Annotated in this window: 14 protein-coding genes; 6 read left to right on the top strand and 8 right to left on the bottom strand. The window is 60.3% G+C overall.

Going from position 1 to position 14,623, the window contains the following annotated elements; all coding sequences use genetic code 11:
- Positions 1-121: 121 nt before the first annotated feature.
- Entirely contained in the window at positions 122-1,465 is a 1,344-nt protein-coding gene (locus ACUNV4_RS12740; protein WP_430878939.1) for a PQQ-dependent sugar dehydrogenase, read from the bottom strand.
- A gap of 325 nt (positions 1,466-1,790) precedes the next feature.
- Here ACUNV4_RS12740 and ACUNV4_RS12735 point away from each other — a divergent pair, with 325 nt between their 5' ends.
- On the top strand, positions 1,791-3,182 hold the full coding sequence (locus tag ACUNV4_RS12735) for a dicarboxylate/amino acid:cation symporter (protein WP_430878938.1): 1,392 nt from the start codon (positions 1,791-1,793) through the stop codon (positions 3,180-3,182).
- 20 nt (positions 3,183-3,202) lie between these two features.
- On the opposite strand, the gene ACUNV4_RS12730 is transcribed toward ACUNV4_RS12735, so the two are convergent.
- Together ACUNV4_RS12730 and yjgA are read right to left on the bottom strand one after the other, a co-directional pair.
- Positions 3,203-4,327 carry a hypothetical protein gene (locus ACUNV4_RS12730; protein WP_430878937.1) on the bottom strand — a complete coding sequence of 375 codons (1,125 nt, stop codon included), beginning with the start codon at positions 4,325-4,327 and terminating at the stop codon, positions 3,203-3,205.
- Positions 4,320-4,886, bottom strand: a complete 567-nt coding sequence (gene yjgA / locus ACUNV4_RS12725; RefSeq protein ID WP_430878936.1) for a ribosome biogenesis factor YjgA — start codon at positions 4,884-4,886, stop codon at positions 4,320-4,322. The genes ACUNV4_RS12730 and yjgA overlap by 8 nt, the downstream gene beginning before the upstream one ends.
- Before the next feature lie 200 nt (positions 4,887-5,086).
- Between yjgA and ACUNV4_RS12720 the strand changes: the two genes are divergently transcribed.
- Positions 5,087-5,908 (top strand): hypothetical protein, encoded by an 822-nt coding sequence (locus ACUNV4_RS12720; protein ID WP_430878935.1) that lies wholly within the window; start codon positions 5,087-5,089, stop codon positions 5,906-5,908.
- A gap of 139 nt (positions 5,909-6,047) precedes the next feature.
- Here ACUNV4_RS12720 and ACUNV4_RS12715 read toward each other — a convergent pair whose 3' ends face one another.
- From ACUNV4_RS12715 to purM, 3 genes are all read right to left on the bottom strand, one after another.
- Positions 6,048-6,929 (bottom strand): DUF3108 domain-containing protein, encoded by an 882-nt coding sequence (locus ACUNV4_RS12715; RefSeq protein ID WP_430878934.1) that lies wholly within the window; start codon positions 6,927-6,929, stop codon positions 6,048-6,050.
- 108 nt (positions 6,930-7,037) lie between these two features.
- Positions 7,038-7,631: a phosphoribosylglycinamide formyltransferase gene (gene purN, locus ACUNV4_RS12710; RefSeq protein ID WP_430878933.1), complete on the bottom strand. Its 594-nt coding sequence runs from the start codon at positions 7,629-7,631 to the stop codon at positions 7,038-7,040.
- Positions 7,632-7,677: 46 nt separating this feature from the next.
- Positions 7,678-8,727: a phosphoribosylformylglycinamidine cyclo-ligase gene (gene purM, locus ACUNV4_RS12705; RefSeq protein WP_430878932.1), complete on the bottom strand. Its 1,050-nt coding sequence runs from the start codon at positions 8,725-8,727 to the stop codon at positions 7,678-7,680.
- Positions 8,728-8,905: 178 nt separating this feature from the next.
- Between purM and ACUNV4_RS12700 the strand changes: the two genes are divergently transcribed.
- Together ACUNV4_RS12700 and hda are read left to right on the top strand one after the other, a co-directional pair.
- A complete protein-coding gene (locus ACUNV4_RS12700) occupies positions 8,906-10,138 on the top strand; it encodes a DUF2066 domain-containing protein (RefSeq protein WP_430878931.1) in 1,233 nt (410 codons plus the stop codon).
- Between the two features lie 29 nt (positions 10,139-10,167).
- Positions 10,168-10,893, top strand: coding sequence for a DnaA regulatory inactivator Hda (gene hda, locus ACUNV4_RS12695; RefSeq protein ID WP_430878930.1), 726 nt, complete (start codon positions 10,168-10,170; stop codon positions 10,891-10,893).
- 79 nt (positions 10,894-10,972) lie between these two features.
- Here the strand turns inward: hda and ACUNV4_RS12690 are convergent, their stop codons facing one another.
- Together ACUNV4_RS12690 and wrbA are read right to left on the bottom strand one after the other, a co-directional pair.
- Positions 10,973-11,389: a DUF2069 domain-containing protein gene (locus ACUNV4_RS12690; protein ID WP_430878929.1), complete on the bottom strand. Its 417-nt coding sequence runs from the start codon at positions 11,387-11,389 to the stop codon at positions 10,973-10,975.
- Positions 11,386-12,015, bottom strand: coding sequence for an NAD(P)H:quinone oxidoreductase (gene wrbA / locus ACUNV4_RS12685; RefSeq protein ID WP_430878928.1), 630 nt, complete (start codon positions 12,013-12,015; stop codon positions 11,386-11,388). Before wrbA ends, ACUNV4_RS12690 begins: the two co-directional genes overlap by 4 nt.
- Before the next feature lie 155 nt (positions 12,016-12,170).
- On the opposite strand from wrbA, the gene ACUNV4_RS12680 reads away from it, so the two are divergent.
- Both ACUNV4_RS12680 and ACUNV4_RS12675 read left to right on the top strand, forming a co-directional pair.
- Entirely contained in the window at positions 12,171-13,970 is a 1,800-nt protein-coding gene (locus ACUNV4_RS12680) for a GspE/PulE family protein (RefSeq protein ID WP_430878927.1), read from the top strand.
- A 57-nt stretch (positions 13,971-14,027) separates the two neighbouring features.
- Positions 14,028-14,555 (top strand): GNAT family N-acetyltransferase, encoded by a 528-nt coding sequence (locus ACUNV4_RS12675; protein ID WP_430878926.1) that lies wholly within the window; start codon positions 14,028-14,030, stop codon positions 14,553-14,555.
- Positions 14,556-14,623: the final 68 nt, after the last annotated feature.

Here is a 14,623-nt window from a genome sequence, read left to right as displayed (position 1 = left end):
GGCGCCTGCGGTGCGATGGTCTTCCTGTTACTGCAAGCATGGTAAATACCGGCGGGTGTGGACTGCAGGCCTTCGCCGCTCGCTGGTGCAGGCCGGCCGGAAGGCCTGCACCAGCGATTGATCAATCAGCGCCGGTCACCCGCCAGACGACATTGCCGACATCATCGGCCACCAGCAGGCAGTTGCCACCCGGTCCGATGGTGACACCGACCGGTCGGCCATAGGAATACTTCTCGTCGGGTGCGAGAAAGCCGCTGAGAATGTCTCGCGGACGATCCGAGGGGCGGCCCTTCTCGAAGGGCACGAAGATGACTCGATAGCCGCTGAGGTTACTGCGGTTCCAGGAGCCGTGCTGACCGATGACCATGCCATCCTCGTCAAATCCGGGCAGCGTGCCAGCCGGCATCCAGCACAGACCCAGCGAGGCGGTATGACCACCGAGGGCATAGTCGGGCTGCAGGGCCTGTGCAACCATGGAAGGGTCCTGAGGGACACGATCATCCACGGTCTTTCCCCAATAACAGTAGGGCCATCCATAGAAACCACCGTCCCTGACGGAGGTCAGGTAATCAGGTGGCACTTCATCACCCAGCCCGTCCCGTTCGTTGACGACCGTCCACAGTGTCTGAGTCGTCGGTTCCCAGGCCATGCCCACCGGATTGCGCAGGCCCGAGGCGAATACGCGAGATTCACCGGACTCGATATCCAGTACATGAATGGCCGCTCGGCCCTCTTCCACCTGCATGCCGTTGTCGGCAATGTTGCTCAGTGAACCGACGCCAGCGTACAGCTGTTTGCCATCGGGGCTGGCCAACAGACTGCGGGTCCAGTGCCCGCCGGGTTTGAAGTCCACCAGCTTCTCGCCTGCGGCGCTGATCTCGGTTGCCCCTTCCTCATAGGGAAACCTGACGATCCCGTCGGTATTGCCTACGTAGAAGTCATTGCCGATCAGTGCCATGCCGAATGGTTGACGTTGCTTGTCCAGAAAGACCGTACGCTGTTCGCCGACGCCATCGTTGTCGTTATCGCGAAACAGGCTGATGCGATTGGCAGAGACTCCCACGGCAGCGGCACGTTTCATGGTGCTGATCATGGCGTAGTCGAAGGCCGTCTTCACGGGGCCGGCTTCCTGCAGGGCTTCGGCCACCAGGACATCGTTGTTCGGCAGTACGTGAATCCAGCGCGGGTGCAGCAGATCGCTGGCAAAGGCGTTGACACTCAGGCCCGGTGCCGTCGTTGGCAGGTGACCCGGCTCCCAGCCCTTGGCGGTGGGCATCTTCAAGGTCGGGATGCTCTGCGGTCGGGCTTCGGGAATGTTCGGCGTGAGTCCCATGGCCGGTGGCTCGTCGCTCTTGCCCCAGCGTCGGACCAGAATGGCGCCGGCACCAATCATGGCAACGACGCGAGAAAACAGGTTGGCGTTTCCGATGACAATTCTCCAGGTGGCAGTGGGGGGGGCGGACAAGAGGTGGTGATGTCCGGTATTGGCTGTGAAGTATAAGCCACCTGTTGCGGATTGAGCGAGTGGTGGCTTTTGCCAGCCGGCTCAACAGGATCAATCCGGTCGCCTGCTGGTGCGCGGAACGTCGTTGCTGCAAAGGTTTCGAGGGCTGCCGATGGCACACGTGGAGGAAAGTTGCACGCTGCGCAGGCATCGACAGGGTGCGGTGCTCCGTGCTGGTGCGGCAAATAGGCTGACACCTGCGATGGCCATGTCTGCCGTATACATTCGGCAAGCGATGCAGTATGTTCATGTCATCTACACGTCACGGATCGGAGGCAGAGATATCATGAGCAGCGCAGGAAAGAAAAGCCTGACGACCAAGGTACTGGTCGGGATGGGGCTGGGTATCGCGGTTGGACTGGCGATCAATCTGATGGGCCTGAATGCACCGGGTACCTTCGTCAACGACTACATTGTCAACGGCATCTTTCTCGCTGTCGGCTCGATGTTCATCAATGCCCTGAAGATGCTGGTAGTGCCACTGGTCATCTTTTCACTGGTCTGCGGGGTGTGCGGAATCGGTGACATTCGCGCACTGGGACGTGTCGGGGGCAAGTCCTTTGCGCTCTACATGATGACCACAGCCATTGCGATTGCCACGGCCATCGTCATCGCCGGTGCCTTCGGAATCGGCAAGGGCATGAATCAGGTCTCGGATGCCGAGTTCTCGGCCAGGGAGGCGCCACCGCTGGTGCAGGTACTGATCGATATCATTCCGAGCAATCCGATTCGTTCGATGGCCAACGGCGACATGCTGCCGGTGATCTTCTTCTCCATTCTCTTCGGTATCAGCATGCTGCTGGTCGGCAAGCGCGCACGCAGCTTTGTTGAAGGTGCCGAAGTGGCCAACGAGATCATGATGAAGATGGTCAATCTGGTCATGGCCGTGGCTCCCTACGCGGTATTCGTCCTGATTGCCAAGGCGGTAGCCGAGCTGGGCATCGACCTGCTGGCCTCTCTGGCAGGTTACGTCGGTGTGCTGGTGGCGGCCCTGATGATCCATCTGTTCGTGACCCTGATGGTCGTTCTGAAAGTCTTCTCCGGTCTGAGTCCGGCAATGTTCCTGAAGAAGATCCGTAACGTTCAGGTGTTTGCCTTCAGTACGGCCAGTTCCAATGCAACGATCCCTGTCACCATGCGTACGGTTACCGAACGCTTCGGTGTCAACAACTCGGTTGCCTCGTTCACTGTGCCCTTCGGTGCCACCATCAACATGGATGGTACGGCCATCATGCAAGGGGTTGCCACGGTGTTCATTGCCAATGTCTACGGTGTCGAGCTGGGGCTGACCGGCTATCTCACCGTCATTCTGATGTCCGTACTGGCCTCCATCGGTACGGCCGGTGTGCCGGGCGTCGGACTGATCATGCTGTCCATGGTCTTCACGCAAGTCGGACTGCCGGTCGAAGGCATCGGCCTGGTACTGGGTGTTGATCGCCTGATGGACATGATTCGTACGGCGGTGAATGTGTCAGGTGATGCAACGGTGTCATGCATCGTGGCCAAGGGCGAGGGCAAGCTGGATCAGACGATCTTCGACGATCCGGAGGCCGGTCTGGTCGACAGCGGCGATTCCTTTCACATCGACGAAGGTGTGCAGGAAGAGATGGCCAGGGTGGTCGAAGCACCTCCCGGCAAGCTGTATCCTGAAGCCAGACGCGATACCGAGATTTCCTGAGGGACTTGACCGTCCCGGTCTCAGGAAGGTGGTCTTGCCGGCAGCGCCCAGAGGGGCGCTGCCGCGTTTTCGGAGGTCAGCCAGATGGTCTGATCGGGGGACGCAGCCAGCGCCTCGGCCTGCCACAATGTGTGTGAATGAAAGCGTTCGGCTCTCGATGTCAGCGCGTCGACCCAGGATTCACCGGTACGCCGTCTGATGCGAATCACGTGTCGATAGGTCAGCAGATAGGCGGTGTTGCCGGCCTCATCGAAGTCCAGTGAAGTCGGGTGGTTCAGGTCGACACCTGCCACGGCCGCCGCCAGGCGCGCTTCCAGGTTGGCCGGCTGCAGGGGCAATTCTCCGGCAAATTGCGCAACCAGCAGCTCATCCGTTGCCGCGCCAGGCAAGGTCAGTGTGTACAGACGGCTGGCCCGGGCGCCGCTGGGTCCAATGGGTTCCTTGCTGATCAGATACACGATATTGTCGCTGATCGCCATGGCCTCGACATTACGGGGTCCGTCTTCGTAGTGAAAACGCAAGGTTCGGACGGGTTCGAGCACCGTGGTAGCCGGTGTGTCCAGTGACGGCTCCTCGATCAGGTAGAGAGCACTCTGCTGACGCGTCTGTCGGTTGTCTCCAGTATCAGCCAGGACCAGGTAGTCCCTGCCATCGAGATGCAGAGTGGCCATATCCTCCCAGTCGCGATTGCGGGCATTGACCTTCCAATGCGCCAGATCGGCTCCGGTCTCGCTCATGGCGTACAGCTCTGCGGCATTGCCACTGTCATTCACCGCAAACAGTACGCCGGGCACCTGTCGGGACACGGCCAGTCCGCTGATTTCATCGAGGGCGGGATTCTCGATCTGGCCGGTCTGTCCGGCCTTTTCGATGAGCAGTGGCGGTGGTGCCTTCACGGCAGCGGAAGTAACGGGCCGGGTGGTGGTGGCAGCAGTCGGTGTGGTGACGCTGCCTGGTTCGTCGGCAGCAGCTTCTGCCGGTGAGATGGTTGCAGCAACAATCGGTGCCTGTGCTAGTGCCTGCCGGGGCGTGGAGGAGAGGTCCGCAGCGACAGCGTGATCGGTCGTCGACGGCGAATCAAAGCTGGCGCAACTGCTGAGTACGCCGTAAACCAGCCAGCAGAGCAGCAAGCGGCGTCTAGTCATTGCCCGGTGTCGGGATGACGACATCGCGAATGGCCTTGAATAACTGGCGTGAGGCCGCCGGTGGACGTTGTGACTTGCGTTCGGCGAGCGCCTGGCGCTGCAAGTGCCGGAATTGTTGCCTGTCGGCGTGGACGTATTCGCCCAGAAAGGCCGTCAGCGCATCCTTTTCGCTTTCGTTCTCGACCTCGCCCAGCAGGCGGTCGCGCCACTGCTCCACGCGGTGCAGATTGATGGTGTTGGCTCGAGCGGCCTGTCGCAATTTTTCCAGGGCGGCATCGACTGGCTCGATATCGATCTGCCGCAGTCGTTTGGCGAGAAACCCCAGTTGGCGCTTGCGCGCTCCGTGAGCCTTGATGCGCTGCAACTCGTGGATGGCCGACAGCACATCATCCGGTAACGGAATCGTGGCCAGTTCCGTGGCTCCCAGATCCGCCAGATGCGCCCCCAGTTCGCGGATGGCGTCTGCATCGCGCTTGCGCTGGCTCTTGCTGATTTCGTCCACGGCGTCGTCCGACGGGCCAGGATCGACATCATTGCTGTCGGATTTGTCGTCAATCATTGCTTACGAATTGTGCTTTGCAAGATGTTTTTCATGAAGATTTCACGTTTGAATACATATGTGCCAGAAATTCCGTTGTTTTTTTACGACATACGGAGTCTAATGACCCTTCGATACTAGCGAGGAGGTGTCCGTTCTCGGACCAGAGGCACAGGATGGCATGTTCACTTGTTCAAATGGTGATCATAGCGCCTTTGTTGGTGGCGGGCTCGTGCGTCCAGGCATCAGAGCTGAGCCGGCATGCCGATGGTGGTTACGATCCCTTCGGATTCAATCCAGCCGAGCTCGATTCCATCCGCTTCACACGCTCCAAATCAGAACCTGTCGGCATTAGGGCGACAGCGGCTGAAGAGCGTGACTACCTGGAACGCCGGCACAGCTTTCTGCCACGGCAAACCGAATTCTCGTTCAAGTTGAAGCCCAAATTGCCGAATTTCTCGCGAGAAGGTGCTTACGGATTCGACCTCTTCGAGGAGCCTCGACTGGATATCCACAGCCGTCTGTTGGGTCCCTATCGTCACAATGACACCATATCCGAGCTCAATGACGGCCTGGTGTATTCCGCCGGCGTCCGGATCGAGCATGAGGACGAGGACATCGACGGTACTGCCTATGTGAGTTCGAGCATGCTGGGATTGTCCTATGGTCGGCTCGGTCGATTGTGGTACGGCGGTATCGATGTGAATCTCGAGCAGTTCGCCGATGATTATTTCGGTGTCGAGCAGCCGGATATCCTGTCGCTGGACGTGACCACCGGCCGCCGGCTCGGATTCACCGGTCTGTCCACCAATTCGCCGCTCTGGTTGCTTTCGGTGCAGGGCAATTTCGACATCATCGACGAGGCTGGCGGTGACACGATGGATGCAAGAGCCGATTGGTACCTGAACCCGAGCCTGTTCTGGCAGCAACCGGGTTTCACCTTTTCGGCGCAAATGCAGTTGCCGGTGGAATTCGAGACGCTGGATGATTCGGGTGAGCCCGATTACAGACTGCGCGCCGTCTTCGAAAAGCAGTTCAAGTAGCTGTTCTCGAGCAACTCTTCTCGCGCTGACTGCCGGTCATGCGGACGCCAACCGGCCGGAGCCGTGCTGTCTGCCTGGTAGCCGGATCAACCGTTTGCTGAGGCGGACCGGCTGGCAGCCGCTGTAGAATCGTGTGCCGCTATTCCTCGGGCAGGTCCAGTTCTTCCTGCAACAGCCGTTCGGCCTCTTCCCTGACGAGTTCGCTGTCTTCATCCACCGGCATGGCGCCGCCGAGTTCCAGCGAGGTCACTCTGTTATCGAGGCTCAGCAGGCTCAGGCGTGCCACCAGTTCTCCGCGCTTGAGATGTTCTATCTTGATCGGCAGATAATCGAGTGAGGGGGCAAACCAGGTGCTGGTCTCGCGACTGCCGCCACTGGCATTCTGGTTCACGACCCGGATGGTTTCGATATTACCCAGCGGGGTGGATAGCATTTCCTCGCCCATGTTCGCGAATGCAACCTGTTTTATCTTGCCGCTGTCGAAAATCGACATTTCCGCTTCCTGGAAATCGTTGCGCAGCGCATTCATGATGAACACGGTGGCGGTCAGGCGATCCAGAACCGGTTCGTTGAAGGTTTCGGTCAGTTCGTTGCCACGGTAGACGTGGGTGATCATCTGATCGTCCCAGTCGAACTCCGCATCCACCTGACGACGGCGCTCGTTGTCCTGACGATACCGGTAGCTTTGCGGTTGCAACTGGATGTCATCACCACTGCCAGCCAGGACAAAGGTGCTCTGTTCATCGATACGTCCCTTGCCGGCCAGTTTGAAGACGCCTCTGGGCTTGGTGCTGAGGCTGTAGTGCCACAGATCCCCCTCTCTGGACAGCGTCAGACGGGCCGTTCCCGCACTGATCAGATTGTTGCCGACTTCATAGACGACCTCGAATGGCGCGATATCGCCTGCCTTGATCGATTGGGCGGAAGCCGTGCCGAGCAGGGAAAAGCAGCAAAGCAGTATGGCGGCGATGGCAGGTTGCACGGTCCGGTTCAGGGCGCCGTGTAATGGCAAGCGTGTCATGACAGTAGTCCTGTGGGCGTTGTTAGCAGAATAGATCAATCGACATGACTTGCAGACGATTCAAGGTAAGTCGTTCGAGTTCGAGGCTGGTGACACCCTACTTGAAATTCATTGGTCCATCTTGCCAACGCAAAGTTGCAAGGCTTTGATGTACAGCCCGTGCTCTTCCTGCAACACTCTTTGTGCCAGAGTGTCCGCCGTGTCGTCGGATTCGATCGGAACCCGGACTTGCGCCACTACCGGACCTGCATCGAGTTCGGGAGATACGATATGCACACTGGCCCCGGCATGCCGATCACCGGCGGCGATGGCGCGTGCGTGGGTATCCAGACCCGGGTACTTCGGCAGCAGTGATGGGTGGATGTTGAGCATGCGCCCCTGCCAGCGATTGACGAAGTCTTCCGTCAGGATGCGCATGAACCCCGCCAGCACGATCCAGTCCGGTTTCACGCTCATCAGCCGCTCATGCAAGGCATCGTCAAACGCCTGACGACTGGCAAACGCCTTGTGATCGATGACGGCGGTGTCGATGCCCATCTCGCGGGCAGCCTCGATACCCGGCGCATCGGGCCGGTTGCTGATGACCAGGGTCACCCTGGCATTCAGTGCGCCGCTCAGGCAGGTCCGGGCAATGGCCACCATATTGGATCCACGACCGGAAATCAGAATGGCCAGAGTCGGGCGCGAGTCGGAATTCGTCATTGCGATGTCGGACAGTTGTGCAAACGGAACGCGCTGAGCGCCGCTATCAGTCTTGAACGTAGCTGACGCAGGGTTCGCCGGCTTCATCCTCGATTCGGCCGATGACCCAGGCCTGCTCACCGGCATCGCGCAGGCTGTTCACCACCGCATCGGCGTCATCGGCTGCCACCACAACGGCCATGCCGATGCCGCAATTGAAGGTCTTCAGCATCTCTGCGTCGCTGATGCTGCCGGCGGTTTGCAGCCAGCCGAAAACCGGAGGCAGGCTCCAGCTGCGACGATCGATCAGAGCGGTCGTGTTCTCCGGCAGAACTCGCGGGATGTTTTCCGTCAGGCCACCGCCAGTGATGTGTGCGACCGCATGGACTTCGTGCCTGGAAAGCACCTGTGCCAGAGACCTGGCGTAGATGCGGGTGGGAGCCAGCAGTGTCTTGCCCAGGGTGGATTCTCCCATGGGACTGCCGAGGTCATGACCTTCGATGAGCTTGCGTATCAGCGAGTAACCATTGGAGTGCGGGCCCGACGAAGCCACGCCGACGATCAGATCGCCCGCGGCAACGGCGGAACCGTCGATGATCTCGCTCTTCTCGACCACACCCACGGCAAAACCTGCCAGGTCGTAGTCACCGCCGGCATAGATGCCGGGCATTTCGGCGGTTTCACCCCCCAGCAGGGCAGCCCCCGATTGCACACAACCCTCGGCAATGCCGCTGATGACATCCCTGGCCTGAGAGACATCGAGCTTGCCGGTGGCGTAGTAATCGAGAAACCACAGCGGTTCGGCACCACAGACGATGATGTCATTGACGCACATGGCGACCAGGTCGATACCGATGGTGTCATGAATGCCCAGTTCGATGGCCAGACGCAGCTTGGTACCGACACCGTCAGCACCGGAAACCATGACGGGTTGTCGGTAGCGGTCGACCGGCAGCTCGAACAGACCACCGAATCCGCCGATACCTCCGAGGACGCCGGCGCGCTGCGTGCGTGCGACCAGCGGCTTGATCTGCTGAACCAGGTCGTTACCTGCTGCGATGTCCACGCCAGCGTCAGCGTAGGTCATTCCGGATTTGGCTTGAGTTTTTTGAGTCATGTTCGGGTACAGCGAAACGGCCATCTAGGGCAATGCGGGGTAGGTTCAATGATACGCTTAATGCCCTGGCGGTGTTCGTGGTATACGCGCACTACCTTTTCACGATGTATACACAGATGGCAGTCAGGCAGACATGGCGATCCCAGGCAGCAGCATGAATCCAGGCAGGTTGACACACATGATCAAGGGGACGCCGCCTGTCGTGGCGATGCGTATCGCCGGATCCGGCACCGGTCTCTGTTCCTTGCGCTCGCGCCTCGGCCTGCCGGGCACGGCGATGCTGCTGATGCTGCTCGCTGTTTGCCTGCTGACACAGAGCGGCATCGCCAGCGCGCAGGCAGACGCTTTTTCGGTAGAGGTGGCTGTGGCTGATCGAGGGGTTGCCGAGCAGCAGGACGCCTACGTCTCCGCCTTTCGTCGAGTGCTGCTGAACAACAGTGGTGACAAGACGCTGCTGAATCGGGACGATGTGCGCGAAGGGCTCAAGCAGGCAGAGCAATATGTGTCAGGTTTCTCGTACCGAACGCCGCCACCGGGTACGGTCATCAGCTCGGACACCCCGATCACCGAGGCTGTACGGGAATCGGGCCAGGCGACGCAACTGATGCTGGTCACCTTCGACCGTCAGTCGGTATTGCAGCTGATCGAAGGACAGCCGGCGGCCGGTCGTGACGAGGAGCCGGTTGCCGCACCGCTGCGTACCGATAGTGCCCTGGTCTGGCTGCTGGTGCAGGATGATGGCAGGGACATCATGATCAGCGATCCGGCAGCCGCCAATGTGCAGGCAAGGGCACGCGAGATTGCCGGCGCAGCCGGGGTCTCCCTGGTCTTTCCGGCGGGCGACGAAGAGGATCAGCTGGCATTGGGTCTGGAGGACCTGCTGGTCAAGGATGTCACACGAATCGCAGCCGCCTCCGAGCGCTATGCGCAGGACACGGTGCTGTTCGGTACCCTGGCGCGCAACGGTGCGCAGGGATGGCGCAGTACCTGGGTCAGGATGCTTGGTGAAAATCAGCAGGAACAGAACTTCGACACGGCCAGTCTGGATGAGGCGCTCAAGCGGGGTCTGTCCCTGTTGTCCGACACCGGGCGAATCGATGAGAGCTACCGCTATGGCGGGCAAGCCGTTTCCGATACCGAGGCACTGGTTTGGGTCGGGTCCTTGAATTCCACCAGCGACTACGCCACCATGATGAGATTCCTGGAAGAACTCCCTTCGGTCAGCACCGTGTATCCGAAAGAGATCAGTGATACGTCGATGGTCTTCGCCGTGCTGCCACGCAGTGCGCTGACCGATGTCGAGTCCGCTCTGGTGACACAGAACTGGCTGCGACGTACAGCGCCTCCAGTGAGCGATCGCCCTGACTCGCTGAGTCAGAATGCCGACCTGGCCCTGGAATTCGGGCGCTAGTACCTGTCGCGGACGTAGCAGAACCAACCATGCATTCTCATCCTCAATTGACGCTGGCACTGGATACGGCACCGGCTGTCTCCTTCGACAGCTTTCATGTGGACAGCTCCACGGCACTGGTCCGGGACAGCCTGCGCGCCTTCGTCAATGGTCAACTGAAAGAGCAGCAGATTTTCCTGTGGGGCGAGTCGGGTACCGGCAAGACGCACCTGCTCAGTGCTGCCTGTCAGGCGCTGGCACAACGTGGCTATCGTGTGGCCTACATTCCCGGAGAGATGGTCAACGAACCCGGTGCCCTGGATGGCATGGAGCAGGTCGAACTGCTGTGCTTCGACGATCTGCAGCGTCTCGATCATGCCTCCGAAGTGGACCTCTTTCATTGCATCAACCGCTGCCGCGAGGCGGAGACACGCCTGATTCTGGCAGCTGATCGGGCACCGGACCAATTGGGCCTGAAATTGGCGGATCTGCAGACCCGGCTCGGTTGGGGACTGGTCTGCCACACCCAGTTCATGGACGAAGACGGTTTGCGTGAAGCGTTTCGCAAGGAGATCCAGGCGCGATCGCTGGAAGCCAGTGACGAAGTGCTCGGTTATGTCATGCGCCGGTTTCCGCGACGCATGGCTGCGCTGAAGAGCATCGTCAAGACGCTTGATGAGGTGTCGCTGAGCGAACAGCGGCGCATCACCGTGCCCTTCGTGAAGAGCATCTTCGGTGAAGCCGAACGCGCGGCCTTGCAGGGGCGATTGCGCTAGCGCGTCCCTTGCCGAGCGGCCCGGTGGGCACAATACCCGGCAGTGAGGCGCTCGCCATGCCTGTCGAGCGACGCGGCCGCTAGTCGACGGGCTTGCGCTGTTCCGGCGGCGTTGGCGTGTAACGGGCATACAGGCTGCTGCCGAGCAGCAGCAGCAGGCTGAACACCACCATGCTCATGCCCAGCCACCGCTCCAGAGCCTGCTGGTTGTACCAGACATCGACACCGATGACAAAGTAGAGCAGGCTCAGAAAACCTACCCACTGATGGGTGTAGCGCCGCGCGTGGAGGATGCCGCGCAGGGGGAACAGCAATGGAACGGCCAGGGCCACGAGTACCAGCGAACGCGGCACCTGCTCGGTCGGAGCCAGCCAGGTGAACCAGTTGATGATCAGCAGGAGCAGGCCGAAGTAGCCGGTCAGGGTCAGCACCCTGCCGACAGCTGCGTGTCGTGGTGATTCGTAACGTGGCTTGCGAGCTTTCTTCGGGTGGCTCATGAGGCCTCCCTGCGCCGTTCGACAGCCAGTTGCCCGGCCAGGGTGGCGACCCGGGAGCCCAGTGCCCGGCACAGTCGGGTTTCCGCCTCGTTCAGCGCGGCCTTGCCGTCTTCTCCCGATACATGACTGGCACCATAGGGTGTACCGCCGCGCGTGGTCTGCATCAGTTCGGGGTTGGAATAGGGCAGACCGCAGATCAGCATGCCATGGTGCAGCAGGGGCACCATCATGCTCAGCAGAGTGGCCTCCTGACCACCGTGCATGCTGCCGGTGGAGGTGAAGGCGGCGGCAGGCTTGCCGCTCAGAGTGCCGGCAAACCAGTGTTCGGTGGTCTGATCCAGAAAGTGCTTGAGCGAGGCAGACATGTTGCCGAAATGTGTGGGACTGCCGATGATCAGACCATCGCAGCCGGGCAGGTCGGCGAGCTCGACATGTGGAGCACCGCTGTCGGGCACGGGCGGCAGGCGCTCCGCACTGCGATCGCCCACCTTGGGCGCGGCGCGAAGTACCGCAGTACAGCCCGCTTGCGATTCCACACCACGGCCAATCTGCTGTGCCATCCGGTAAGTGTTGCCGCCATTGCTGTCATACACGATCAGAATGCGGATCTTGTTGTCGCGCGTCATGCGTACTGGTACTCATTCTTGCTGCCTCTGGTTCAACGAGTGTGTCACATCCGCGCCGGACTTCGTGACCTGGACGATACCTTGCACCTCGATCCTTCACGGTCCGAGCCCTTCAGTCGATAAAGAGCAGTAACTCTCACCCGCAGAACCGCCCTGTGCTAACTGAAGATGCAAAACGATTTGCTGACCCCGTCACCGGCAAGCTGGAGCTGGAAGCGGTGCTCGACGGCCTGCTGATCGATGGCCTGATCGAGGAGTCCAACAGCTCGCTACTGCGCTCCATCGCCCGGCCCGCCGCAGGCAAGCCGCAAGTCGGCCCCCTGGAACGCATTGCTGCCGGTGGCTGGAGCAATGCCCATGATCCGGCGCAGAAGATCGACCTGGAATTCCTGACGCGCTGGCTGGCACGCAAGACGAATCTGCCGTGGAAGCGAATCGACCCCCTGCAGATCGATGTACCCGCCGTGACCGCCGTCATGTCCCATGCCTATGCCAGTCGCTTCAATGTGATCTGCGTCGAGGTTGCGCCCGATCATGTGGTGTTCGGCACGGCAGAACCGTTCTACAACGAGTGGCAGCACGAGCTGCAACGCGTCCTGCAGAAGGAAATCCGGCTGGTCATCTGCAACCCGGCGGATATCCGGCGCTACCTGCAGGAGCTGTATTCGGTGTCCCGTTCGGTGCTCGGCGCCAAGAAGGACCAGGGCTATCAGTCCAGTGCCGTGCAGAACCTGGAACAGCTCATGGAACTGGGGCGCGGCGGCAAGCTGGAAGCCAATGACAGTCATGTGGTGAGCATCGTCGACTGGTTGCTGCAATACGCCTACGAACAGCGCGCCAGTGACATCCATCTGGAGCCGCGGCGGGAGACCGGTGCGGTGCGTTTTCGTATCGATGGCGTGATGCAGCAGGTGTACGACATGCCCGGAGCGGTCATGGCGGCGGTGACCAGTCGCCTGAAAATTCTGGGCAGACTCGATGTGGCGGAGAAGCGGCGACCCCAGGATGGTCGTCTGAAGACCCGCAATGGCGAAGGCAAGGAGGTGGAGCTGAGGATATCCACCATGCCGACCGCGTTCGGGGAAAAGATGGTCATGCGAATCTTCGACCCGGAAGTGCTGGTCAAGGATCAGAGCCAGCTGGGATTCGATTCGCGCGAGGCGGATATCTGGAATGGCATGATTCGCCAACCCAACGGCATTCTGCTGGTGACCGGGCCGACCGGTTCGGGCAAGACGACCACTCTGTACAGCTCGCTGCAACTGCTGGCCACACCCGATGTCAACGTCTGCACCATCGAAGACCCCATCGAACTGGTCGTGCCGGCCTTCAATCAGATGCAGGTGCAGCACAATATCGAGCTGGACTTTGCCGCCGGTGTGCGAACCCTGCTCAGACAGGATCCGGACATCATCATGGTGGGTGAAATCCGCGATCTGGAAACGGCGCAGATGGCGGTGCAGGCCGCCTTGACCGGTCATCTGGTGCTCTCGACACTGCATACCAATGATGCGGCATCGGCGGTGACGCGACTGCTGGAACTCGGCATTCCCTACTATCTGATCCGCTCGACCCTGATCGGGGTGGTTGCGCAGCGCCTGATCCGTACCTTCTGTCCGCATTGTGTCAGCCAGCAGCCCATGGACGAGCAGCAGTGGCAATCGCTGATGGCGCCCTGGAAAGCGCAGACACCTGCGCATATGCACGTGCCGAATGGGTGTCTGGAATGTCGCAACACCGGCTTTCTGGGGCGTGCCGGTATCTACGAGCTGTTGCAGATGTCGCCGGGGGTGAAGAATCTGGTGACCCCGGATGTGCATCTGGAAGACCTGCGCAAGCAGGCCTACAAGGACGGCATGCGTCCCATGCGCATCAGTGGGCTCGGCAAGGTCGCGCAGGGCAAGACCAGTTTCGAAGAAGTGCTCAAGGTGACGCCGGCGCCATTGCTCGATTGAGATTGCGGCGAGGCTGCAGGATAATCCGGACATCTGATTGACGGACTATCCTTGCCGGTGACGACTGCGCCTCCTCTGCTGCTGCGAGCAGCCACCCCTGACGACGTTCAGGCCATGACGGACATCTACGCCCGACACGTGTTGCACGGGACGGGCAGTTTCGAGGAGGTGCCGCCCGATCACCGGGAAATGCTGCAACGCTTCAGTCAGCGGGAAGCGGCATCCTATCCGACCCTGATTGCCGAACGCGGCGGTCAGGTGGCCGGTTTTGCCTATGCCGGCAACTACAAGCCGCGATCGGCCTATCGCTTCACCGTGGAGGACTCCGTCTACATTGCGCCTGAATGCATCGGTCAGGGAGTAGGTCGTCAGCTGCTCGAGGAACTGATCTCGATCTGCATCCGTGCGGGGTACCGTCAGATGATCTCGGTGATCGGTGACAGCGCCAACCACGCCTCCATCAGCCTGCACGAACGCTGCGGCTTCGTATACATCGGTACCGCCAGGGGACTGGGGTTCAAGCATGGCAAGTGGCTGGACATCGTCTACATGCAGCGTGAACTGCATCGCCCCGGATCTGTCTGAACTGACATCTGTGCGGTGCATGACTATCCGCTTGATGACAGACATACTGTTTCGCAAGTAACATCGGG

Source organism: Granulosicoccus sp. 3-233 (assembly GCF_052681095.1).
The sequence above is the reverse complement of the archived record's forward strand: the minus strand, read 5'-3'. Positions and strand labels throughout refer to the sequence as shown.